This window comes from Exiguobacterium sp. s157 (assembly GCF_018618205.1).
In the GTDB taxonomy this organism is placed as follows: domain Bacteria; phylum Bacillota; class Bacilli; order Exiguobacteriales; family Exiguobacteriaceae; genus Exiguobacterium; species Exiguobacterium chiriqhucha.
In genome coordinates this window covers 254535-278068 of record NZ_JACSLQ010000001.1, presented here as the reverse complement: position 1 = coordinate 278068, position 23534 = coordinate 254535, and the positions used below count along the sequence as shown (strand labels likewise).

20 protein-coding genes and 1 other annotated feature are annotated in these 23534 nt (G+C 54.4%); of the genes, 5 read left to right on the top strand and 15 right to left on the bottom strand.

Annotation, left to right across the window (positions count from 1 at the left end):
• Positions 1–54: 54 nt before the first annotated feature.
• Entirely contained in the window at positions 55–699 is a 645-nt protein-coding gene (locus KNP67_RS01450; protein ID WP_214752749.1) for a YczE/YyaS/YitT family protein, read from the top strand.
• 71 nt (positions 700–770) lie between these two features.
• On the opposite strand, the gene tnpB is transcribed toward KNP67_RS01450, so the two are convergent.
• The 3 genes from tnpB to KNP67_RS01435 all read right to left on the bottom strand — a co-directional run bounded on the left by tnpB (position 771) and on the right by KNP67_RS01435 (position 4945).
• Entirely contained in the window at positions 771–1943 is a 1173-nt protein-coding gene (tnpB, locus tag KNP67_RS01445; protein ID WP_214755751.1) for an IS200/IS605 family element RNA-guided endonuclease TnpB, read from the bottom strand.
• Between the two features lie 163 nt (positions 1944–2106).
• On the bottom strand, positions 2107–3141 hold the full coding sequence (locus tag KNP67_RS01440; RefSeq protein ID WP_131471107.1) for a zinc-binding dehydrogenase: 1035 nt from the start codon (positions 3139–3141) through the stop codon (positions 2107–2109).
• 91 nt (positions 3142–3232) lie between these two features.
• Positions 3233–4945 (bottom strand): ABC transporter ATP-binding protein, encoded by a 1713-nt coding sequence (locus KNP67_RS01435; RefSeq protein WP_214755750.1) that lies wholly within the window; start codon positions 4943–4945, stop codon positions 3233–3235.
• Between the two features lie 118 nt (positions 4946–5063).
• On the opposite strand from KNP67_RS01435, the gene KNP67_RS01430 reads away from it, so the two are divergent.
• From KNP67_RS01430 to KNP67_RS01420, 3 genes are all read left to right on the top strand, one after another.
• Positions 5064–5414, top strand: coding sequence for an iron-sulfur cluster biosynthesis family protein (locus tag KNP67_RS01430; protein WP_021066911.1), 351 nt, complete (start codon positions 5064–5066; stop codon positions 5412–5414).
• Complete coding sequence (locus KNP67_RS01425; RefSeq protein ID WP_125318019.1) at positions 5387–5605, top strand: hypothetical protein; 219 nt, start codon at positions 5387–5389, stop codon at positions 5603–5605. Before KNP67_RS01430 ends, KNP67_RS01425 begins: the two co-directional genes overlap by 28 nt.
• 85 nt (positions 5606–5690) lie before the next feature.
• Complete coding sequence (locus KNP67_RS01420) at positions 5691–6542, top strand: alpha/beta fold hydrolase (protein ID WP_251130759.1); 852 nt, start codon at positions 5691–5693, stop codon at positions 6540–6542.
• Positions 6543–6582: 40 nt separating this feature from the next.
• Here the strand turns inward: KNP67_RS01420 and aspS are convergent, their stop codons facing one another.
• From aspS to secD, 8 genes are all read right to left on the bottom strand, one after another.
• Entirely contained in the window at positions 6583–8355 is a 1773-nt protein-coding gene (aspS, locus tag KNP67_RS01415; RefSeq protein ID WP_131471105.1) for an aspartate--tRNA ligase, read from the bottom strand.
• Positions 8352–9632, bottom strand: a complete 1281-nt coding sequence (gene hisS / locus KNP67_RS01410; protein WP_021066907.1) for a histidine--tRNA ligase — start codon at positions 9630–9632, stop codon at positions 8352–8354. The genes aspS and hisS overlap by 4 nt, the downstream gene beginning before the upstream one ends.
• 39 nt (positions 9633–9671) lie before the next feature.
• Positions 9672–9906: a binding site (T-box leader), on the bottom strand.
• A gap of 38 nt (positions 9907–9944) precedes the next feature.
• On the bottom strand, positions 9945–10388 hold the full coding sequence (dtd, locus tag KNP67_RS01405; protein ID WP_021066906.1) for a D-aminoacyl-tRNA deacylase: 444 nt from the start codon (positions 10386–10388) through the stop codon (positions 9945–9947).
• Positions 10389–10404: 16 nt separating this feature from the next.
• Positions 10405–12594: a RelA/SpoT family protein gene (locus KNP67_RS01400; protein WP_021066905.1), complete on the bottom strand. Its 2190-nt coding sequence runs from the start codon at positions 12592–12594 to the stop codon at positions 10405–10407.
• A 189-nt stretch (positions 12595–12783) separates the two neighbouring features.
• A complete protein-coding gene (locus tag KNP67_RS01395) occupies positions 12784–13302 on the bottom strand; it encodes an adenine phosphoribosyltransferase (RefSeq protein ID WP_021066904.1) in 519 nt (172 codons plus the stop codon).
• A gap of 1 nt (position 13303) precedes the next feature.
• Positions 13304–15595: a single-stranded-DNA-specific exonuclease RecJ gene (gene recJ, locus KNP67_RS01390; RefSeq protein ID WP_214755749.1), complete on the bottom strand. Its 2292-nt coding sequence runs from the start codon at positions 15593–15595 to the stop codon at positions 13304–13306.
• A gap of 101 nt (positions 15596–15696) precedes the next feature.
• The gene (gene secF, locus KNP67_RS01385; RefSeq protein ID WP_125318020.1) at positions 15697–16620 is read right to left on the bottom strand and encodes a protein translocase subunit SecF; all 924 of its coding nucleotides are present in this window, start codon (positions 16618–16620) and stop codon (positions 15697–15699) included.
• Entirely contained in the window at positions 16610–17911 is a 1302-nt protein-coding gene (gene secD, locus KNP67_RS01380; protein WP_131471102.1) for a protein translocase subunit SecD, read from the bottom strand. The genes secF and secD overlap by 11 nt, the downstream gene beginning before the upstream one ends.
• A 217-nt stretch (positions 17912–18128) precedes the next feature.
• Between secD and zupT the strand changes: the two genes are divergently transcribed.
• Entirely contained in the window at positions 18129–18983 is an 855-nt protein-coding gene (gene zupT, locus KNP67_RS01375; RefSeq protein WP_214755748.1) for a zinc transporter ZupT, read from the top strand.
• Between the two features lie 40 nt (positions 18984–19023).
• On the opposite strand, the gene KNP67_RS01370 is transcribed toward zupT, so the two are convergent.
• The 4 genes from KNP67_RS01370 to queA form a co-directional block, all read right to left on the bottom strand.
• Complete coding sequence (locus KNP67_RS01370) at positions 19024–20784, bottom strand: methyl-accepting chemotaxis protein (RefSeq protein WP_214755747.1); 1761 nt, start codon at positions 20782–20784, stop codon at positions 19024–19026.
• Between the two features lie 186 nt (positions 20785–20970).
• Complete coding sequence (yajC, locus tag KNP67_RS01365; protein WP_021066898.1) at positions 20971–21249, bottom strand: preprotein translocase subunit YajC; 279 nt, start codon at positions 21247–21249, stop codon at positions 20971–20973.
• 83 nt (positions 21250–21332) lie between these two features.
• Positions 21333–22478, bottom strand: a complete 1146-nt coding sequence (gene tgt / locus KNP67_RS01360) for a tRNA guanosine(34) transglycosylase Tgt (RefSeq protein WP_021066897.1) — start codon at positions 22476–22478, stop codon at positions 21333–21335.
• Complete coding sequence (queA, locus tag KNP67_RS01355) at positions 22475–23518, bottom strand: tRNA preQ1(34) S-adenosylmethionine ribosyltransferase-isomerase QueA (protein WP_144429852.1); 1044 nt, start codon at positions 23516–23518, stop codon at positions 22475–22477. The genes tgt and queA overlap by 4 nt, the downstream gene beginning before the upstream one ends.
• Positions 23519–23534 lie beyond the last annotated feature (16 nt).

The following is a 23534-nucleotide window of genomic DNA, read 5'->3' as shown; positions in this document are numbered from 1 at the left end:
TGAAACCAGATATGATATGATGATGGAACATTTTAGGGAATCGAGGCGACCATCATGCACGCGGTATGGGTACAATCTTTACGAATCAGTTTGAAGTGGGCGTTATTCATGGGTGGCCTGTTCTTGCTCGCCCTCGGGTCTTCGATGATGATTACGGCCGACCTCGGCGTATCGACATGGGACGTGCTCCATCTCGGGCTCGCCCGGCACACCCCGATTTCCGTCGGGACGATCATCTTGCTCGTCGGTCTCTTGCTCGTCCTCTGCAAGTACATACTGGACCGGATTCGGCCCCAGTTCGGGACGCTCGTCAACGCCGTCTTCGTCGGCGTATTCATGAACCTGATTCTCGACCATCATTGGTTGCCGCAACTTGACGGCATCGCACTCAACATCGCCTGGCTCATTCTCGGCATCTTCGTCATCGGGATGGGTGCCGGCTTGTACGTCGCCATCGGCTATGGGGCCGGCCCACGTGACGGGTTGACACTCGCCTTGGCCGACCGGTTCAACACGTCGGTCCGCATGATGCGGACGTGGATGGAACTGACGGCTTGCCTCATCGGCTGGGTGCTCGGCGGACCGGTCTTTTTCGGAACGGTGCTGTCGATTTTCCTGATCGGCCCGTTCTTCCAGTTTTGGCTTGAACAGTTCCGGCGCCTCGTCTCAGTCATCGACCGGGCGAAAGTGGCCGCTTGAACTACCCCCACCTACGCTTCGCTTGGAGGTGGAGGATTCCTGGGTGATCCGGTCTGACGACCGGAACCTGATCAGGCTAGCCCCGTCGTCCCGACGGTTGAGGAGGCCAGGATGCGCTCGGCCTCGCGTTTGAGGTTCAGTCCTGCGTTCACATCGCGGTCGTGATGGGTCCCGCAACCCGGGCATGTCCACTCGCGCAGACCGAGATGCTTCACGTCCTTGTGTTGATGGCCGCAACTCGAACAGAGCTGGCTCGAGGCGAACGTTTTCCCGACCTTCACGACGGTCTTGCCGTACCAGTCCGCCTTGTATGCGAGCATGCGGAAGAACTCCGACCAACTGACGTCAGAGATGGACTTGCTCAACTTGCGGTCCTGCTGCATGTGCTTCACCTGCAGGGTCTCGATGCCGATGACGTCGTGGCTTTTGACGATCTCGGTCGACACCTTGTGCAGGAAGTCGGTGCGCTTGTTGGCGATCTTCTCATGGATGCGGGCGACCTTCCGCTTCTGCTTCTGGTAGTTCTTGGCCTCGGACAGCTTGATGTTCCGGTTCAGGGCGATGAGCCGACGCCGGGAGAGCTTGCTTTGCTCGCGCGCCAGTCTCTTCTCGAGCGAACGGAAGTAGCGGTCGTTTTGGTACACCGTGCCGTCGGACAGGACGGCGAAATGCTTCAGGCCGACGTCGACGCCGACCGAGGAGCCGGTCTTCGGCAGCTCGTCGATCACCTGCTCGACGCAGAGGGAGACGAAGTGTTTGCCCGTCGCGTTCCGGCGGATCGTCGCGTTCAAGATGCGGCCCTCGACCTTCCTCGAGTTGGCGAACCGGACCCACTTCAGCTTCGGGAGTTTGAGCTTGTTCCCGACGATCGACACCTCAGGAAGTTGAGACTTGCCTTGGATGTTCGTCTTGTAGGATTGGACCGGGTTCCGTTTCGACTTGAACCGGGGCCGTCCGTTCTGCTTCTCGAAGAAGCGGTCATACGCCTCGGCCAGGTGCTTGACGCTCGCTTGGACAGAGGTGCTATCGACCTCCCTCAGCCAGTCGAACTCTTGCTTCAAGGCAGGGATTTCTTTCGAACAGGAACCGTAGGACAGTCCTTCTCCTGTCGCCTCGTAGGTCTCTTCCCACTTCGCTAGAAAATGGTTGAAGACGAAGCGGGAACAGCCGATCGTTTTGGCGATCAGGATCTCCTGCTCCGTTGTCGGGTAGATCCGGAATCGATACGCTTTTTGCTTCAACATGATGTTCACCTCCTCTAGGTATTTATACCCAAAAGAGAGGGTGGCGATTCATTGCCCACTTTCACTGGGGCTTCGCCCGTCACGTTTAGAAGTGGGCGTATTCTCGCCTAATTTTGATAAAAAAGAGAGGAAATCGGACACAGTCCGGTTTCCTCTCTTTTCGTTATGGCACGAGGACAATTTTCCCGAATTTGCCCCGTTGTTTGAAATACGTTTGGGCGTCCCGCGCCTCAGCAAGCGGGAACATCCGATCGACGAGTGGCCGAATCTTACCGGCCTCAATCGCCTCGAGCATCGCTTGGAACTCGGCCCGCGTGCCGAGTACGGAGCCGTACATGGTGATATGTTTCAAATACAGCTTCCGGAAATCGAGGTTCGTCTGTTGTCCCCCGGCCGAACCGGAAATACAGAACTTACCGCCGTTTTTCAACACCTCGAGCGACGTCGCGAACAAGGCGTCACCGACGACATCAAGGACGGCATCGACCGGCCCGCCGTTCGCCTCGAGAATCTCGTCGGCGAGTGTCTCGGAGCGGTATGAAAAGACACGGCTCGCGCCAAGTTCTTTCAGCTTCGCCTCATCTTTCAAGTCGCCGACGATGGCGAATACGTTCGCACCATGCACGTTCGCCGCGATTTGGACGTTGAACGACCCGACCCCACCGCTCGCACCGGTGACGACGATCGTCTGCCCCGGCTGAATCTCAATCTGCTCATTCATATGCCACGCCGTCAACCCGCTCACCGTGAAGACGGCGCTATCGACGAAACTGTCGAGCGGCATATCGTAACAGAGTGCGGCCGGCCAAGCGACATATTCGGCATAACCGCCATCGTACTCGGAACCGATGAACGACATATCGTCAGCGATATGCTCTTCCCCGTCCTGCCCGCTCGATGTGAACGGGAACAGGATGACACGACGTCCTACCATCGTCTCCTCGACCCCGCTGCCGACTTTCACGACTTCCCCGGTGATATCTGAACCCGGGACCCGTGGGAACTGGACCCCTTCCGGCCGCCAGCCTGACTCTTTGTCCGTCCCATACGCCCCTTCTCGCATCCAAATCTCGGTATTGTTAATCCCGCACGCCTTCACACGCACGAGCACTTCTCCTTGTTTTAGGCTCGGAATCGCGACATCGACGACTTGTAATTGATCGACGTCACCGTAACCGATGACCTGTATTGCTTTCATCACTTGTTTTCCTCCTCATCACAACTATATTCCTGTCTATACCCCACTAACGCACGACAGCCACCAAAAATTATTGGTGGCTGCCCATTCCTTATAGTTGTTGGCGTCTGAGCAATCCGGCGAACACGCCGCCTTTCATGCTCAATTCATCGTGCGTCCCGTCCTCGACGATGCCGTCAGCTGTGACGACGAGGATACGGTCGGCATTTTTCACCGTCGCTAAGCGGTGGGCGATGATGAGCGTCGTCCGGTCGGCCGCGAGTTCATTGAGCGAGTCTTGAATGATCGCTTCCGTCTCCGTGTCGAGCGCGGACGTCGCCTCGTCCAAAATCAAAATCGGTGGATTTTTGAGGAACATCCGGGCGATGGCAATCCGTTGTTTCTGTCCGCCCGACAGCTTCAAGCCCCGTTCCCCGATTTGCGTATCGAGGCCGTACTGCAACTCTTCGACGAGCGAGTTCAGATGTGCTTTCTCGACCGCATGCATGATTTCTTCATCGGTCGCGTCCAGTTTCCCGTAAGCGATATTCTCACGGAGCGTTCCCGCGAACAAGAACACATCTTGTTGCACGATCCCGATTTGGCGACGCAGGCTCTCTTTCGTCATATCGCGGATGTCCATGCCGTCAATCGTGATGGCGCCGCTCGTCACGTCATAGAAACGCGGGATGAGCGAACAAATCGTCGTCTTCCCGGCCCCGCTCGTCCCGACGAGGGCGACCGTCGTACCCGACTTGATGTCGAGGTCGATGTCGGTCAATACTTGGCGATAGTCCGAATAGCCGAACGAGACGTTGTGGAAGGCGATATCACCTTTCAGTGCCGTGACGTCGACAGCGTCCGGACGGTTCTCGATGTCCGGTGCCTCGTCCAATAGTTGCGTGAAGCGTTTGAAGCCGGCCATCCCTTTCGGATACATCTCAAGGAGCGCCGTGATTTTCTCGATCGGTTTGATGAGCAAGTTCATGTAGAGGATGAATCCGACGAGCTGTCCGTAAGACAGTTGCCCTTGATACGTCAAATAGGCGCCGTAGACGAGGACGAGCAACGTCATGAGCCGCGTCGTGATATAAATGCCGGCGAGCGATTTACTCATGACTCGGTACGCCTCGATTTTCGAACCGCGATAGAAATTGTTATCTTTCTGGAACCGATTGATTTCGAACGTCTCGTTCGTGAACGATTGGACGACACGCGCGCCGGAGACGCTGTCCTCGACACGGGCGTTCACTTCGCCGATATTCGTATACATCTTTTGCCACGCCTTGTTCATGTTTTTGTTTGCGTACGTGATCATGATGACGAGGAACGGCACGGCGACGACCGTCACGAGCGCGAGTTGCGGGTCGATCGAGAACATGATCCCGAACGCACCGAGCAGCGTCATGATGGCGATGAAGAAATCTTCAGGACCGTGGTGCGCCACTTCGCCGATATCGAACAAATCGTTCGTCACCCGACTCATCAGATGGCCGGTCTTATGATTATCGAAGAACCGGAACGATTGTTTATGGATGTGGGTGAACAGCTCTTCCCGCATATCGGTCTCGATATTGATGCCGAGCTTATGCCCCCAATAGTTGACGACGTACTGCATCATCATGGCGAGTATGTAAAGAATCAATAGGCCGATGCTGATAATGATAATCCAGTTCCATTCCCCACCCGGCAACAGGTCGTCGATGAACCATTGCACAGCGAGCGGAAAGCCTAGCTCGAGCAGGCCGACGAGGATGGCGAACGAGAAATCGAGAATGAATAACTTCTTATGTGGACGGTAATAACTAAAAAAACGTGAGATCATGTCGTTTCCCCCTTCTAAACAAATAGTTTACGCCTTTTTGCAGGAAGTGGAAAACGGGAAGCACGTCTTTTTCAATCTTTTTTCCAGCGAGGTATAATAGAGTTAAGGAGTGATACACATGAACGTACAGATTACAGAACGCGCTCAGGCGCGGATTGATGCCTTAAAAGGCGACCGTGACGGACAAATGCACTTGTTTTATGAGACGGAAGGTTGCGGCTGTGGCAATAGCGGCATCTTCGAGATTCGCTATGTGACCGAGACGACACCAGAAGATGTCGAGATCGACTCGAACGTCGGCCCGATTCTCATCAAGAACTGGACGAAAATCTTTTTGGACGAGGACATGATCATCGACTATCGTGACGATAAACGGACGCTCGTCTTGAAGAGTAACGGCCAAGTGTTCAACTCGAACTTGCTCGTGACCGATGGGACCGGTTGCCAGTTGAACGTCCCGAGCCGATGAAGCAGGCGTTACGCGACCATCCGAGCCTCTGGCTTTGGTTCATCCTCAGCTTCGGGCTCGGCCTGTTCGGCATTTACCTGGCGTTCGCGGACTCGGTCTACACGATGACGGCCGTGATCGCCTCGCTGTTCGCGTTCGGATTCGCGCTTCAGCGAACGGCGAAAAAGATGAATGACCAAGAGGAAAACTAACAACAGATAAAGAAATGAAGAGAAGGTGTCGGACAATTCGGTCGACCCTTCTTTTTTAATACATACGATTTGGAGGAATTTGAAATTGAAACGCTATATGATTCATTGCCAGGACATCGATGTCCGCGTCACCGAATGGGGCGAACGCGACAAGCCAGTCATCTTTTGTTTGCACGGCCTCGGCAGTACAGCACTCAGTTTCATCGAAGTTGCGGACAAACTACAACACCACTTCCGCATCCTTGCGATTGATGCACCGGGTCATGGGATGTCCCAATCTTTTCAGGATGACCATGCATACGACTTCCCTCGCTTTTGTGAGTGGCTGAATCAAGTGCTCGACATGCTTGATGTGAACCGTTTTTATTTCCTCTCCCATTCCTGGGGGTCTTTCATCCACCTCTACTATTTGATCGATCAAGGCGACCGCGTCGACGGTTCAATTTTGATCGATGGTGGGTATCAAAGTAAGCGGCTGCGCGGACGCTCTTCAGAGAAAGAGGCGGCGTATTACGAAACAGATTTTGAAGTTTTTTGTGAGACTTGGGGCGAATTCGAATCGATGGCGGTCTACGATGGGATCTCGAGACGTTCCCCACTCCTAGATTTGGCCGCGCAAGACCTTGCCGTACATAGAGACAACCGCTACTATTGGCACGCTCGCGGAAAAACTGGTGCAGCCATCATTCGATCGATGTATCGCGATGAGGTGCTCGATTTTTCAAGCCGGGTGCAATCGAACTCGATCATCCTGTTGCGGGCGACGCTTCCAGAAGCAGATGAGCCATTTAAAATCGATGCATCGAATCAAATCGCCGAATTGACCGGTGCCGTCGTCAAACCCGTCCCATCCGCTTCACACATGCTCCATTGGGAAAATCCAGATCGTGTCGTTCAAGAAGTCAAAGAAAACTGGGTCACATCTGTTTCCGTGTAAGTAAAAGGAGGTTCGCCGCGGCGAACCTCCTTTTGATTGCTTATTTCTTCTCTTTCAATGCGGTACGAATCGACAACTCTTGGAGTTGCGCGTCCGCGACCGGGCTTGGTGCTTGTGTGAGCAAGTCGCTCGCCGACGCCGTTTTCGGGAAGGCAATCGTGTCACGAAGGTTCGAACGACCCGCGAGGATCATGACGAGACGGTCGAGACCGAGCGCGATACCCGCGTGTGGCGGTGTGCCATATTCGAACGCTTCGAGCAAGAAGCCGAACTGGTCGACTGCTTCTTGTTCTGTGAAGCCGAGCAATTTGAACATGCGCTCTTGAATGTCACGCTCATAAATCCGTTGCGATCCGCCACCGAGCTCATAGCCGTTCAAGACGAGGTCATAGGCAAGGGCGCGTACACTCGCTGGATCCGTCTCAAGCAAGTGGAGGTCTTCACGGTTTGGCATCGTGAACGGGTGGTGGTTGGCGTAGAAACGTCCGTCTTCTTCTTCGAACGTGACGAGCGGGAAGTCCGTCACCCAAAGGAAGTTGAATTTCGACTCGTCGATGAGCCCGAGCTCATGACCGAGTTTGACGCGAAGCGCGCCGAGGCTGTCGGCGACGACTGTCGGTTTTGACGCCACAAAGAGGAGCAGGTCGCCCGCTTCTGCGTTCGTCGCTTCCATCAACTTCTGAGCATACGTCTCGTCGAAGAACTTGGCGATCGGTCCGTTCAAGCCTTCTGGCGTCACTTTGAGCCAAGCGAGACCTTTCGCGCCGTAGACGGCCGTGAACTCTTGAAGCTTGTCGATGTCTTTACGCGAGAACTTGTCCGCTTCACCTTTGACGTTGATCGCTTTGACTTGTCCGTTTGACTCGAGCGCCATGTCGAACACTTTGAAGCCGGCACCTGTGACAGCGTCCGCGACGTCGATGAGCTCAAGACCGAAACGTGTGTCCGGTTTGTCTGAACCGAAACGGCGCATCGCCTCTTCGTGCGTCATCCGCTCGAACTTGGCCGGTGTGTCCGTGCGACCGAGCGTCGCTTCCATGACTTGGCCCATCATCGATTCCATCATCGCCATCAAGTCTTCGACGTCCATGAAGCTCGTCTCGATATCGACTTGCGTGAATTCCGGTTGACGGTCGGCCCGAAGGTCTTCGTCACGGAAGCAGCGTGCGATTTGGAAGTAACGGTCGAATCCAGCCACCATGAGGAGCTGCTTGAACAACTGCGGTGATTGCGGGAGCGCGTAGAATTCGCCGCCGTGAACACGGCTTGGGACGAGATAGTCACGCGCGCCTTCTGGTGTCGACTTCGTCAAAATCGGTGTCTCGACTTCGAGGAACTCCTCTTCCGTCAAGAAGTTACGGATCGTGTTCGACGCCTTCGAGCGGAGACGGAACGTCTCTTGGAGCGCCGGACGACGGAGGTCGAGGTAACGGTATTTAAGACGGAGGTCTTCCGATACGTTCTCGGCCTCGTCACCGATTGGAATCGGCGTCATCTTCGCCGCGTTCAAGATGTTGATTTCAGAGGCGATGACTTCGATGTTCCCGGTCGGCATATTCGGATTCTTGTTCTCACGTTCGAGGACAGTTCCCTTAATATCAAGTACGTATTCGCTGCGGATCGACTCGGCGAGCTTGTGCACCGCTTCGTTTTCTGGGCGAACGACGACTTGGACGATGCCTGTGCGGTCACGAAGGTCGATGAAGATGAGGCCTCCGAGGTCGCGACGTTTTTGTACCCATCCTTTCAATTGTACGTCTTGGCCGATGAGTGATTCTGTCACGCGGCCGTTCATATGTGTGCGTCCAATCATTGTCCTGCTCCTTCCGATAGTTCACGAATTTTGTCTGCGACAGCCGAAAGCGGCACGTCGACTTGTTCCCCGGTCGCCATGACCTTGAGAGAGGCCGAGCCGCGTTCGACTTCATCGTCTCCGAGGATGACGGTGAACTTCGCGTTCAAGCGGTCGGCTTGTTTGAATTGTCCTTTGAACTTGCGGCCGAGATAGTCGCGGTCCGCCTTGAAGCCTTCGATGCGAAGCAGTTGCAACAGGCGTGTCGCCGTCACTTCGACTTCTGATCCGCCTTGGGCGACGACGAAAACATCAAGTCCCGTCTCGAGTGCCGGGAGCACCCCTTCATTCTCGAGAGCGAGGATGAGACGCTCGAGCCCGATCCCGAAACCGATGCCCGGCATGTCCGGTCCACCGATGTCTTGGACGAGACCGTTATAGCGTCCACCGCCGCATAGCGTCGTGATGGCGCCGAAGCCTTCTGCCTCTGACATGATCTCGAACGCTGTGTGCGTATAGTAGTCGAGACCGCGGACGAGCGTCGGGTCGACGACGTAAGCGACGCCGAGCGCATCCAAGTGCGCGAGTACTTTCTCGAAGTACGTCTTCGACTCTTCGTTCAAGAAGTCGAGAATCGAAGGTGCCGACTTCATCGACGGGTGGTCGCGGTCGACTTTACAGTCGAGGACGCGAAGCGGGTTTTGGTGCAATCGCGTCTGGCAATCTTGGCACAGCTCGTGCTGGACCGGTTCGAAGTGACGGATGAGCGCTTCGCGGTGAGCGTTGCGGCTCTCGGCGTCACCGAGCGAGTTGACGACGACCTTGATTTGCTTCAGGCCGAACGATTTGTAAATCGTGTAGGCGAGGCTGATCACTTCTGCGTCGACGGCCGGGTCACTGCTACCGATCGCCTCGACACCGTATTGGTGCAGTTGGCGGAACCGGCCTTTTTGTGGACGTTCGTAGCGGAACATCGGTCCCATGTAGTACAGTTTCGTCGGCTGGTCGGGGCTGCCGAACAGCTTGTTCGTGACGAAAGCGCGGACGACCGAGGCCGTCCCTTCCGGACGGAGCGTATACTCGTCCTTGCCTTTCTTGACGAGCGTGAACATCTCTTTTTGGACGATGTCCGTCGTCTCGCCGACGCTGCGTGTGAACAGGTCGGTCGTTTCAAAAATCGGGGTACGAATCTCTTTATAGTTGTAACGGGCGCTAATGTCGCGTAGTTTCTCTTCGACATACTGCCACGTCTCGACCGTGCCCGGAAGCAGGTCTTGTGTGCCGCGTGGTGCTTTCATCTAAATTCCCTCCTTAGAATACAAAAAGGCTCTCGTCCGCAAAGGGACGAGAGCCTGTTAAAGTTTCCCGTGGTACCACCCTCGTTGCAGAGCCATAATCGATACTCTGCCACTCGAAATCGGTTAACGCCCGATGAAACGGCTCCCCCTACTAAGAGTTCAAGGAAGCACCTCCAAAGTGTCGTTCGGGTCATCATCCAGTCGATGCTTTCAGCCTCGGCATCGCTCTCTTTGCTGGTGGGGTGACCGTACTTTTCTTTATCGTAGGTGTTAGGTTATATGGTTCATGATGCCGAATCACGCCTGCTTCTGTCAAGCGTTTTTTTCGAGCATGAGCGTGACCGGACCGTCATTGACGAGCGCGACATCCATCATCGCCCCGAACTTCCCGGTCTCGACGACGAGCCCGTGCGTCCGCAAACGCTCGTTGAACTTCTCGTAAAGACGTTCGGCGATATCCGGCTTCGCTGCTTGCGTGAAAGCGGGACGACGGCCTTTGAGCGTGTCCCCGTAAAGCGTGAACTGCGACACGGACAACACTTTGCCGGCGACGTCTTGAATCGATAAGTTCATCTTCTCGTCCGCGTCCTCGAAGACACGGAGTCCGGCCACCTTGTCGGCGAGCCAGTTTACTTCCGTCTCGGTGTCCTCGTGCGTCACCCCGACGAGGAGCAAATAACCGGCCTCGATTTGACCGATCGTCTCCTCATCGACGGTGACGGATGCTTCTTTTACTCGTTGCAACAATACACGCACAGAAATCTTCCTTTCGTCACGTCATCATGACTCGGCTGACCGAGTACACGTCCGAGATTTGCTTAATCCGGTCGACGACTTTTTGCAGATGGTTCACGTTCGGAATCGAGATCGTCATCGAGATACGGGCCTGTTTGTTCTGGTCCCCGCGTCCGCTCACCGCCACGATGTTCGTGTTCGTCGCCGAGACGGCTTGGAGCACGTCGTTCAACAAACCGGAACGGTCGTAGCCGGTGATCTCGATGTCGACGTTATAGTTCTTCTCCTTCGCCTGACCGACTTCCCACTCGACCGTGAGGAGTCGCTCCGGGTGCTGCTCATTGATGATGTTCAAGCAGTCCTTCCGGTGAATCGACACGCCGCGTCCACGTGTGATATACCCGACGATTTCATCGCCCGGCACTGGGTTACAGCAGCGGCTCATGCGGATCAGCATGTTGTCAATCCCTTTCACCGAGACGCCGGCCTCGGCCGTCTTCTTCTTCGGCGACTGACTGACTTTCAATTCGTTGATCGCGTCCGACAGCTCGAGCTTTGGCTCTTTGCGCTGCTTCTCCGTCAACTTGTGGGCGACTTGGGCGGCCGTGATGCCATGATAGCCGACCGCGGCGTACATCTCTTCCTCGTTCCCGAAGTTGAACTTCTCGACGACGACGGCGAGCGACTGGTCATCGATCACTTCTTTCGGCTCGAAGCCGAGCTTCTTAATCTCGACGTCGACGAGCTCTTTGCCTTTCTCGACGTTCTCTTCACGCTGTTGGCGCTTGAACCATTGGCGAATCTTGTTCTTCGCCTGGCTCGAGACGGCGAGCTTGAGCCAGTCCTTGCTCGGCCCATAGCTATGTTTCGACGTGATGATCTCGATGATGTCACCTGTCTCGAGTTTATGGTCGAGTGGCACCATCCGTCCGTTCACTTTCGCCCCCGTCATCCGGTGACCGATCTCGGTATGGATGCGATAGGCGTAATCGATCGGGACCGATCCTTTCGGCAACTCGAAGACGTCCCCTTTCGGTGTGAAGACGTAGAGCATGTCGCTGAAGAAATCGACTTTGAGCGATTCCATGAACTCCTCGGCGTCGGTCGTATCTTTTTGTAGCTCTAAAATCTCGCGCAGATGGGCGATCTTTTCATCGAACCCGTTCGTCGCGACACTCTTTCCTTCTTTATAGGCCCAGTGCGCGGCAATCCCGAACTCGGCGATGAAGTGCATGTCCTTCGTACGGATTTGCACTTCGAGCGGCTCACCCTTCGGTCCGATCACCGTCGTGTGGAGCGACTGATACATGTTCGGTTTCGGCATGGCGATATAATCCTTGAACCGGCCCGGCATCGGCTTGTATTGCGTGTGGATGATGCCGAGGACGGCGTAGCAGTCGCGAATCGAATCGACGATGATGCGGACGGCCATCAAGTCATAAATCTCATTGAACTCTTTCTTATGCTTCACCATCTTGTTGTAAATCGAGTAGATGTGCTTCGGACGGCCGTTGACGTCGGCCTCGATGCTCACGTCCTCAAGTACGGTGTTCACTTCTGTGATGACCGAAGTGACGAGCGCTTCCCGCTCGGTCCGCTTCTGTTTCATCATCGAGACGATTTTATAGTATTGCTGCGGATTGATATAACGTAACGAAATATCCTCGAGCTCCCATTTGATCGTCGAGATCCCCATCCGGTGGGCGAGCGGCGCGAAAATCTCGAGCGTTTCTTCCGCTTTTTGAACTTGCTTCTCTTTCGGCATATGTTGAAGCGTCCGCATGTTATGCAGACGGTCGGCGAGTTTGATCAAGATGACACGTACGTCTTCAGCCATCGCGATAATCATCTTGCGGTGATTCTCGGCGAGCTCTTCTTTTTTCGATTTATATTTGATTTTACCGAGCTTCGTCACACCGTCGACGAGCATGGCCACCTCGACCCCAAACTCGTCAGCGAGCTGTTTGAGCGTGATGTCCGTGTCTTCCACGACATCATGAAGAAGCGCACCGATAATCGTCGTCGCGTCTAACCCGATATCAACGAGAATACCGGCCACTTGGACCGGATGCAGAATGTAGGGTTCGCCGGAACGTCGGAACTGACCGGTATGATGCAGTTTTGCGTATTCGTAAGCGCGTCTCACTTCGGCAATCTCGTCTTCACCCATATACTCCCCGAGCGCGTCGAGAAGGTCCTCAATACTTACGATTTGTTTTTTGGTCATAACATTCGACACCCTTTTTCTTACCGCTCCAATCGACTTGGACTCGTCGCAGCATGGTAGTAGTTAACGTGCATGAGTAATGTAATTTTACTTACTATTATCGAAAAAATCTGACGACCTGTCAAAGGTTGTGGGTTATTTTCCTCAAAAACTATTCAAAAACGGGAAGCTAATCGCTTCCCGTCTAGGTCAATCTTCGTAACGGATGAGTGAGAACACGTCGTATCCTTCGAGACGCTCACGTCCACCAAGTCCATCAAGTTCAATTAAGAATCCAATCCCCGCGACGACGCCGCCGAGTTGTTCAATCATTTTGATGGTCGCTTCAATCGTGCCGCCTGTTGCGAGCAAGTCATCCAAGATGACGACTTGTTGGCCCGGTTTGATTGAATCTTTGTGCATCGTCAAAATGTCTGTGCCGTATTCGAGGCCGTATGCGACGCGAACCGTCTCACGTGGCAACTTGCCTTCTTTACGGACCGGGACGAACCCGAGTTCAAGTGCGTACGCTGCCGGGCAACCGACGACGAATCCGCGTGCTTCCGGACCAGCGATGAGTTCAGCACCGCGCTCCTGAGCGTAAGCGATGAGCTCATCGACCGCTTTTTTGTAAGCCGGCCCGTCTTGCATGAGTGACGTGATGTCTTTGAAGCTGATTCCTTCTTTCGGGTAATCCGCTACTTCTTTAATATGCTGTTTGAAATCCATTTTATGTGTAAGCCTCCTGCATCTTGTTCGATCGCAATGATTGTAACCGCTCTTTCAGTTCTGCCAACGACGCATAGATGAAACGCTCCTCGAGTTGGACTCGTCCGACCCGGCGCTTATAACACGGCGCTTCGGTCAAATCGCGTTTCGGCGCTTCTGGATTCACTCCAGGCAGTCCGTCTTCCATTGTAACAAGAAATTCGAGTTCAGAGAATACTTGATGCATAAATTGAATCGTATTTTTTGACCATTTTCGCTCGATTGACAAACGAATCAAGTTTTCGCGCAGGTTTTTCCGTTCGCACGTCGCCATGTGGACGTAGTATGTTCGGAAATCTTCACGCGTCGGCAACTTCTCGAAGAACGAGCCGCCTTGTCCGAACGCACAGTAGATGCGTTCGACGTCCTCGGTCAACAAGTCCGCCAATACGTCTTCCTCGTCCGGCAAATCGAGCAAGACGACAAACGGCTTGAGCGGCGTATCAAGGTCGTGGAGCGGGAAGTCGTCCCGCCCTTGGAACGAGATGAACGACGTCGTGTCGCCCGGGAGCTGTTTCAATTCGTCGAGCGAATTTTTCTTGCCCCGATAATCGAACACTTGGAACCCGTCGACACGGATGTCTTGAATCATGAGCTGCGGCTTGCGCATCCCGTTCCATTCATTTACTTGCAGACTGCCCATGACCGAGACGTGGGCCATCTTCGAGATTTCAGAGACGACGTGACCGAAACCGAAGCCGATGCCATCAAGTTCCCGCTTATCCCCGGCGAGCTGAACCTTCAAATGGGTGTTGTCGCGCCCGATTTGACGGATATCGCGAAGTCTAGCGTCTGCCACGACGACACGCGGTGACGGATTACCCATCCCGAACGGGGCGAGCTTGCCAATCTCTGAAATCAAGTCGAGCGACACATCGTTCACGTCGAGCTTCAAGTCGACGTTGACGCGGGCGACGAACGTCTCGTCCGGAATCGATTCGGCTTGTTCGTTCAGACGACGGCGCAGTTCGGCCACGTTTTCCGATAACAGCGTCATCCCGGCTGCGGCCGGGTGGCCACCGAAGTGCGGCAAGATGTCTTCGTTCTTCGATAGTTCTTTGAACAAGTCGAAACCGTCAATCGACCGGCCCGACCCTTTCGCCTTCCCTGTCTTCGGGTCATGGCACAATAGGATGACCGGACGATAGTACGCCTCGACGAGACGTGAGGCGACGATTCCGACGACGCCTGGGTTCCAGCGTTCACTGGCGACGACGAGGACGCGGTCGTCCGTCATCGAGGCTTCGACGAGTTCCGTCGCTTCTTTGGCGATCGTCTTGACGATGTCTTGGCGTTCTTTGTTCTGTTTGTCGAGCTGTTGTGCCAGTGCGAGCGCTTCTTCCTCGCTCTCGGCGAGCAACATCTGGAGCGCCGGCATCGCCGAGTCGAGACGACCAGCGGCGTTGATGCGCGGACCGAACGCGAACCCGACCGATTCCTCGTTCAATGTCCCGTCCGTCAACGCACACACTTCACGGAGCGCCAAAATACCCGGGCGTTTCGAATCATCGAGCGCCTTGAGTCCGAGCTTGGCGAGCAGACGGTTCTCTCCATCGAGCGGGACGAGATCGGCGATCGTGCCGAGGACGGCCAAGTCGAGAAGCTCGTCCGGCATCCGGTCGAGCACGGCGTGCGCCACTTTGAGGGCGACGCCTGCCCCGGCGAGTTTGTCATACGGATACGACGGGTCGATATGAGGATGGATGATAGCGAATGCATCCGGTAACGTCTCTTTCGGTTCGTGGTGATCGGTGATGATCAAATCGACACCGAGCTCTTTCAAGAGCGCCGCTTCTTCAATCCCCGAGATGCCGCAGTCGACCGTGATGATGAGGGTGAACCCTTCACCGGCGGCCCAGCTGAACGCCTCTTTGTTCGGCCCATATCCTTCGGTGAACCGGTTCGGGATATAGCATTCCGCCATGACGCCAATCTCGGTCAAGGCGTGCCACATGACGGCCGAGGCGCTGACACCATCGACGTCATAGTCACCATAAATCAATACCATCTCACCTTCGTCGGCCGCTCGTTTCAAACGTTCGACTACTTTTGGCATCTGTTCAAATAAAAACGGGTCGTGGAACGTCAATTCATCCTCGACGTATAAAAACGCCTTGGCCGCCTCGACGTCGCGGTGCCCCCGTTGTGTGAGGAGCGTCGCAAGTTGCTCCGATATATTCAGTTCTGTCTGTAACTGTTCAACAGCCGTTGTATCCGTCTCCGGATACACCCAACGTTTCTTCGCATGATACATAATGCCTCACTCCAATCAATTGTAGATTATATCAGAACGAGCGAGTGAAGTGCCGTCTTGACATTCAAAAAGGTCCCCCGATTAATTCGGGAGACCAGTGGTTACGCCTCTGGGGCAGCTGATTTCTTTTTGTTGAGCGACATACCTTTGATGAGCAACCAAAGGTACGAAGCGATGAAGATCGACGAGTACATTCCCATGATGAGGCCGACGAGAAGCGCGAGCGAGAAGCCGCGAATCGATTCGGCACCAAAGATGTACAAGGCGATGACGGTGAACAATACAGTGACGACCGTATTGATCGAGCGGACGATCGTCTCTTGAATCGCTTTGTTCACGAGCATACGGTACTCGTCCATCGTCTTGATTTTCCGTTCTTTCTCATACGCTTGAATGTTCTCGCGCACCCTATCGAACGTAACGATCGTATCGTTGACCGAATACCCGATAATCGTCAAGATCGCGGCGACGAAGTACAAGTTGACCTCGATGCCAAAAATCGAGAACGCCACAAGCATGAAGAACGCATCGTGGAGCATGGCGACGACGGTGGCGACACCGTAAGAGAATTGGAAGCGGAACGTGATATACAAGATAATCCCGAGCGATGCGAGCGAGACGGCATAAATCGCATTACGGGCGATGTCTCGGCCAACCTCGGCTGAGACGGTGCTGATGTTCGGGTCGTTCCCGAACGTCTCCGTGAATACAGTCTTCACCGAAGCGACTTCATCTTGAGTGAGCTGCCCGACGAACGTCACGTTCGCGAGCGTCCCGCCTTCTGCATATTGGACAGAAGAGATGTCTTCATCCACGCCTGCCTCGGTGAAGGCGGCCGCTAAATCGTCTTGCGACACTTGCGACTCGGTCTGGACTTCGACCCGCGTTCCAGACGCGAAGTCGATTCCGAGGTTCAAGCCGCGGAAGAACAAGATCCCGAGCCCGATGATGACGACGGCACATGAGATGAGGAACAACGTGCGCATCGGTTTAATATAGTTTAATTCAGTGAGCTTAAAGTTCACGGATTTCACTCTCCTTCACACCAAACCAGCCTTTGCGCTTGTCGAAGAGACGACTTGCGACGAGGAGGTGCATCAAATAGCGCGAGATGAAGACGTTCGAGATGAACGTCATCGCGATCGAGATCATGAGCATGAGCGCGAACCCTTTGACGGAACTCGTTCCGAAATAGAACAAGACCGCTGCCGAGATGAGCGTCGTCAAGTTGGCATCGATGATCGTACTGAGCGAGCGACGGTTACCGGCACGGAACGCCGATAGGACCGACTTCCCTGAGCGGAGTTCGTCTTTAATTCGCTCGGCCGTGATGATGTTGGCATCGACTGCCATACCGATACCGAGAACGAGACCGGCAATCCCCGGGAGCGTCAAGACGGCGTTAATCCCGTTAAAGAACAACATAATCAAATTGATATACAAAATGAGTGTGATGATCGAGACGAGACCGGGTAAACGATAGAAGAACAACATGAACAAGAAGATAGCGACGACACCGATGACCGAAGCGAATACAGTCTTCTCAAGTGCATCTTGACCGAATTGGGCCGAGACCGACGTCGAATAAATCTCTTCAAGTTTGACCGGGAGTGCCCCGGCGTTCAAGATGTCAGCGAGACGTTGACCACTCTCGGCGTCGATATCCCCACCGGAGATGATGGCTTTATCCGAAAGAATCGGTCCGTTGACCGAGGCGTCCGAGACGATTTTCGAGTTCTCTTTTTGAATCTCTTCTTCGTACGAGTCACCTTCCTCATAATCGAGCCAGATGACAAGGCGGTTTTCCGGTGCCGGGCGCTGAGCGATCTCAGACGTCACTTCACCGAACTGTTCTGCCGATTGGAGCGTCAATTCAACGACCGGGTTGCCTTGCTGATCGTAGCTGATTGAGGCGCCGCGCGGCGCGAGATCTTTTCCGTCGAGCAGGACGTTGTCATCGATGTCGCGGAACGTAAGCTGCGCCGTCGACGAGAGCACTTCTCGGGCATCGTTTTGGTTCGATACACCCGCGAGTTGGACACGGATCCGGTTATCATCCTCAATCCGAATGTCCGGTTCAGACACACCGAGCACGTTGACCCGGTTGTTGATAGCGCGAACGGTTGCATTCATCGCAGATTGATCGATGACATCGCCGTCTTCAAGCGGCTGGACTTCGTACAGCACTTCAAATCCGCCTTTGAGGTCAAGGCCAAGGTTCGTGTTCTTCACGACCCATGGTGTCGTCAAGACGGCGAGTAGGATCGTTGCAATCATGATGACCGCAAAGATCGCGATATTCCCTTTTTTGTACATACGACAAATTCCTTTCTAAACACATGTTCTCGTAAAAAACTTCTCTCGTTAACATTACAAATATTCTAAACATTTATCAATCGTTTTCCTAAAATTGTAACACGGGAGCGTTGATTTCCCACGTTTTTTTGCGTATGCGACTAAAAGTTGCATTAGGGCAAAACTTGAGCTATGATGTGATTATCAACTTACACTACACGTAAAGGAGTCCTTTTCAATGGATAGCACGATTATCTATGCCTTTTTACTGACGTTGTTCGCTGGACTCGCGACGGGGATCGGAAGTATGATCGCCTTCTTCGCCAAACGGACCAACACAGCCTTCTTGTCGGTGTCCCTTGGCTTCTCAGGCGGGGTCATGATTTACGTATCCTTTATCGAGATTTTCCCAAAAGCGCTCGATGAACTCGTCGGCGCCCATGGCGAGCAGACCGGGACACTTTATACGGTCCTCGCGTTCTTCGGCGGTATGCTGTTGATCGCCTTGGTCGACAAGTTCATCCCGTCTCCCGAGAACCCGCATGAAGTCAAATTCGTCGAGACGATGCAAAACGACCCGTCGTCCCAAGAACTCGCGACGACGGCGACCGAACGCGTCCCATTGAATCACGAGACGAAACAGCGGCTTCATAAGATGGGAATCTTCATGGCACTCGCCATCACCATCCATAACTTCCCGGAAGGTTTGGCCACGTTCATCTCGGCTCTCGATGACCCGGCCGTCGGTTTAGCGATCGCCATCGCTATCGCACTGCACAACATTCCGGAAGGGATCGCCGTCTCGGTCCCGATTTACTACGCGACCGGCTCTCGGAAGAAGGCGCTGAAACTGTCCTTCTTATCCGGACTCGCCGAACCTCTCGGCGCGGCCGTCGGCTTCCTGTTGTTGATGCCGTTCTTGAGCGACACGGTGTTCGGAATCATCTTCGCGGCTGTCGGCGGCATCATGGTGTTCATCTCGCTTGATGAATTGCTCCCAGCCGCCCGTGAATACGGACGGGCCCACCATGCGGTGTACGGCATGGTCGCCGGTATGATGGTCATGGCAGCCAGCCTGATTTTGTTAATGTAACCGAAACAGCGTCCCCTCGATTGTCGAGGAGACGCTGTTTTTATGCCTTGAATAAGTGGACGAGGTCTTTCAACTCGACCGACATATGACTCATCGTCTCGGCGATGCCGTTGATTTCTTGAATCGCGGCGAGTTGCTCTTCGACGTTCGCGCCCGCCTCTTCGACGCTTCGTTGCGTTGAGACGGCGTTCGTTGACATATCTTCGACCGAGACGGCGACCTCGGTCGTGTTCGCACTTACTTCTTCTGTCGCTGCCGCAATCTCACTCATTTGACGGGACGTCTCTTGAATGACGGTGACGATTTCACGGAACGCACCGGCGACTTCGCCCATTTGGATCACACCGCTTGTCACATGCTGGCTCGTGACATCGAACGCCGCCTCGACTTCCGACGTGTCGCGCTGAATATCGACGACGACCGCTTGAATCTGTTTTGCCGACTGTTTCGATTCTTCGGCCAGTTTTCTGACCTCGGCCGCGACGACGGCAAACCCTTTGCCGTGTTCCCCGGCCCGAGCCGCTTCAATCGCCGCGTTCAAGGCGAGCAGGTTCGTCTGTTCCGTGATGGCCGTGATGGAACGAGTGATTTTCTCAATCTCGAGCGATTGATTCGATAAGCGCTCGACCATCTGTTGCGTCAAGTCGTTCGCTTGTTGAATCTCCCGCATCTGCTGCTCGGCCAACTGAATTGTCTCCAGTCCCCCACTCGCCGCTTCGAGTGTATGAATCGTCTGCTCGTTCACGCCTTGCGAGGCAGCGGCGATTTGGTTCAAGCCGACGACGGCTTGATTGACGCCGGACGTCCCTTCTTCGGCCCGTTTCGCCGACACTTGGGCGGCAAGGTTCATCTGTTCAAATAGACCGGCTACACCTTGCGTCGTCGTGGCGACGTGGTCCGTGCTGGCATACAGTTCTTCCGAGTAGGCCGTCACTTTGTCTGAGGCCGCCCCGACTTGACGAATCAAGCCGACAAGGTTGCGTTTCATATCGTTGAACGCCGTGACGAGGTCACCGAGCTCATCGTTCGAACCGACCTCGATATCACCCCCGGTCAAATCACCTTCGGCGACGACGCGCGCTTCGTTCACGAGTCGATTGATCGGCTTCAAGAACAACTTTTGGAGTGCTACTAATGAAAGTAGACCGACAGCGACGCCGATGATGCTGATGACAACCATCCAGATGATCGACTGCCCGGCACTCGCCTGGACCGCTTCCGACTCAGCTGCGAGCGCTTCGCCTTGATACGTGACGAGGTCGGTCACCGTCATCCGGACGCGATCCGTCGTCGGTGTCACGCTCGTATTGAGCACCGTCTTGTATCCGATCTCGTCTTGTTGTTGACGGAGGTCGATGACGCGCGCCATTTCCGTGTCGAGATGTTGATTGAACTTCTCAAGATCACCGATCCAGGCGATGACTTTCGAATCTGACGACGACTGCTTGAGCGTATCCATCAGTTCGTCACGTTTTGTCTGCGCCGCTTCGAGACTAATCAGTGTCTTCGGGTTCGAGACGAGCAGATAGTAGTTCAAATAACGCTCGGCATCGGTCACGGTCAACGCCAAATCTTCGGCGACGAGCATATCTTGGAGCCGCTCGTTCAAGACGCGGTCATACTCTGACGTCGCATTCTGTAATTGATACGAGCCGAGCGCACCGACGATCAATAAGGCGATCAGTGTCGGCACGAGCGCCATCGCCATCTTACGGCGCATCGACGAGCGTCCTTTCACGCGGTCAGGGCGACGTCGTACCTTCCAATCTTTGAGTGGGCGTAGCAATCGTTTCACATCCATGTCTTCTTCTCCTTCTTTCCAATTCTTCTCAACTTGACGATAATGCAAACGTTTTCACGATTCAATTTGATTTTTGGAAATAAGGTGGATGATTCGTCGGATTGACGAAGTTTGTCAAAAATAAATCATTTTTCAAAGTATGACAAAAAAAAGACGCCTGACCAGGGATGGTCAGGCGTGGTTTGGTTACTCAGCGAATGATGAGTTGCCTTTTTTCGTCACTTCAGCAATCGCACTGCGATTGAACTTGAGGAGTGACTGGTCACATTTCAATGTGACTTGTGTGTCTTCGATTTGGTGGACGACGCCGTGAAGGCCGCCGATTGTTACGACGTGATCCCCACGCTCAAGCGCGTTTTGCATCGATTGTACTTCTTTCTGACGTTTCGTCTGCGGACGGATCAACAAGAAGTAGAACACGACGAAAATAAGGATCATCGGTAATAGTGCTACGAGAGTTTCCATGCGTAAAATTCACCCTTTCCTTCAATATCAGGTTCATTATACCGTGAAACTGAAACGTTGTCACATAATCGCTGTCAGAACAATTAGAAATTCTTGGCGTTTGGTTTGTTATACCCATATTCTTCGAAAAACTCTTCCTTGAAGTCCAAGAGACGGTCTTCGCGGATGGCTTGACGTACTTGACTCATCAAGTTCACGAGGAAGTGAAGGTTGTGTGTCGAGCAGAGGTGAAGCCCGAACATCTCGTCGGCACGAATCAAGTGGTGGACGTACGCACGTGAATAGTTCTTACACGTGTAGCAATCGCACTTCTCGTCGATTGGGCCGAAGTCCGTCTTATGTTTCGCATGTTTGATCGTGACACGGCCTTTCGATGTCATGAGCGTCCCGTTGCGGGCGATTCGGGTCGGCAAGACGCAGTCGAACATGTCGATGCCGCGAATCGAGCCTTCAATCAACGCATCCGGTGAACCGACGCCCATCAAGTAGCGCGGCTTGTTCTCCGGCATGAACGGTGTCGTGAACTCGAGCGCGCGGTACATGACGTCTTTCGGTTCGCCGACCGATAATCCACCGACAGCATAACCTGGGAAATCAAGCGAGACGAGGTCGGCCGCACTTTGACGACGGAGATCTTCGTACTCGCCGCCTTGGATGATACCGAACAATGCCTGGTCTTCCGGACGTTCGTGTGCCGCGAGGCAACGCTCAGCCCAACGGCTCGTCCGCTCGACCGACTTCTTCATGTACTCATGTGTCGCCGGGAACGGCGGGCACTCGTCGAACGCCATCATAATATCCGAACCGAGCGCGTTTTGAATCTCCATCGCTTTCTCCGGTGACAAGAACAACTTGTCGCCGTTCAAGTGGTTGCGGAAATGGACGCCTTCTTCTTGGATGTTGCGCAGGTCGGCGAGCGAGAAGACTTGGAAGCCGCCCGAGTCTGTCAAAATCGCGCCGTCCCAGTTCATGAACTTATGAAGGCCTCCGGCTTGTTTGACGACTTCGTGTCCTGGACGAATCCAAAGGTGATACGTGTTCGAGAGGATGATGTTCGCTCCCATCGCCTTGACTTGTTCCGGGGCCATCGTCTTGACGGTCGCCTGCGTGCCGACCGGCATGAAGACAGGTGTCTCGAACGAGCCGTGCGGCGTATGGACGATTCCGTGCCGCGCTCCCGTCTGTTTACATGTGTGGATATGTTCGTATGTGACTGCGTGTTTGGTCATTTGTTCTCTTCCTTCCTCGTGATGAGCATCGCGTCTCCAAAGCTGAAGAAGCGGTAACGTTCTTGTACCGCCGTGCGGTACGCGTTCAAAATGATGTCGCGCGACGCGAACGCCGAGACGAGCATGACGAGTGTCGACTTCGGCAGATGGAAGTTCGTGATCAGTCCATCAATCGCCTTCAACTCGACGCCTGGGTAGATAAAGATGTCCGTCCAGCCCGATGACTCGACGAAATCCCCATGGTCGCGCACGATCGTCTCGAGCGTCCGGGTCGATGTCGTCCCAACTGCGAAGATACGGCCGCCGTTTGTACGGACGTCACGGAGCGCCTCGGCCGAAGCGGCCGACAGCTCGAAATACTCACTGTGCATCGTGTGTTCTTCAATCGTATCCGCCGTGACGGGACGGAACGTGCCGAGCCCGACGTGAAGCGTGAGCGGAATCAACTTGACGCCTTTCGCTTCTGCCGCTGCGAGCAGTTCTTCCGTGAAGTGAAGACCTGCCGTCGGTGCGGCCGCACTCCCGCGTTCACGGGCGTACACCGTCTGATAACGGTCTTGGTCGTCGAGCTGTTCACGGATGTATGGCGGGAGCGGCATCGTGCCGAGCTCATCTAAAATCTCATAGAAGATGCCGTCATAATCGAACTTGAAGCGGCGTCCCCCTTCCGGCAGCTCTTCGACGCATTCGGCCCGGAGCAATCCGTTGCCGAACTCGACGATGGCGCCGACGCGGACTTTCTTCGCCGGTTTGACGAGCGCTTCCCAGACATCATCTTCCGTCTGCTTCAAAAGAAGAAGTTCGACTTTCCCGCCCGTCTCTTGCTTCGCCCCGAACAGTCGAGCCGGGAGCACGCGCGAGTCGTTGACGACGAGGGCGTCGCCTGCCTGCAAATAGTCGAGCACGTCGCGGAAGTGACGATGCTCGATGTCGCCCGTGTCGCGGTCGAGGACGAGCAGTCGTGAGCTCGTCCGATCGAGGAGCGGTACTTGGGCGATCAGTTCTTCCGGTAAGTCAAAATCATAATCGTTTACGTTCAATTGAATGTCTTGCATA

Bases quoted from the DNA above. Each gene is read 5' to 3' on its own strand.
- hisS (WP_021066907.1), bottom strand. From the start codon at position 9,632: ATGAAAGCACCACGCGGCACACAAGACCTGCTTCCGGGCACGGTCGAG.
- yajC (WP_021066898.1), bottom strand. From the start codon at position 21,249: ATGGAAACTCTCGTAGCACTATTACCGATGATCCTTATTTTCGTCGTG.
- recJ (WP_214755749.1), bottom strand. From the start codon at position 15,595: ATGTATCATGCGAAGAAACGTTGGGTGTATCCGGAGACGGATACAACG.
- zupT (WP_214755748.1), top strand. From the start codon at position 18,129: ATGGATAGCACGATTATCTATGCCTTTTTACTGACGTTGTTCGCTGGA.
- secD (WP_131471102.1), bottom strand. From the start codon at position 17,911: ATGTACAAAAAAGGGAATATCGCGATCTTTGCGGTCATCATGATTGCA.
- tnpB (WP_214755751.1), bottom strand. From the start codon at position 1,943: ATGTTGAAGCAAAAAGCGTATCGATTCCGGATCTACCCGACAACGGAG.
- aspS (WP_131471105.1), bottom strand. From the start codon at position 8,355: ATGATTGGACGCACACATATGAACGGCCGCGTGACAGAATCACTCATC.
- KNP67_RS01430 (WP_021066911.1), top strand. From the start codon at position 5,064: ATGAACGTACAGATTACAGAACGCGCTCAGGCGCGGATTGATGCCTTA.
- KNP67_RS01370 (WP_214755747.1), bottom strand. From the start codon at position 20,784: ATGGATGTGAAACGATTGCTACGCCCACTCAAAGATTGGAAGGTACGA.
- KNP67_RS01400 (WP_021066905.1), bottom strand. From the start codon at position 12,594: ATGACCAAAAAACAAATCGTAAGTATTGAGGACCTTCTCGACGCGCTC.
- tgt (WP_021066897.1), bottom strand. From the start codon at position 22,478: ATGACCAAACACGCAGTCACATACGAACATATCCACACATGTAAACAG.
- KNP67_RS01435 (WP_214755750.1), bottom strand. From the start codon at position 4,945: ATGATCTCACGTTTTTTTAGTTATTACCGTCCACATAAGAAGTTATTC.
- KNP67_RS01450 (WP_214752749.1), top strand. From the start codon at position 55: ATGCACGCGGTATGGGTACAATCTTTACGAATCAGTTTGAAGTGGGCG.
- KNP67_RS01395 (WP_021066904.1), bottom strand. From the start codon at position 13,302: ATGGATTTCAAACAGCATATTAAAGAAGTAGCGGATTACCCGAAAGAA.
- KNP67_RS01440 (WP_131471107.1), bottom strand. From the start codon at position 3,141: ATGAAAGCAATACAGGTCATCGGTTACGGTGACGTCGATCAATTACAA.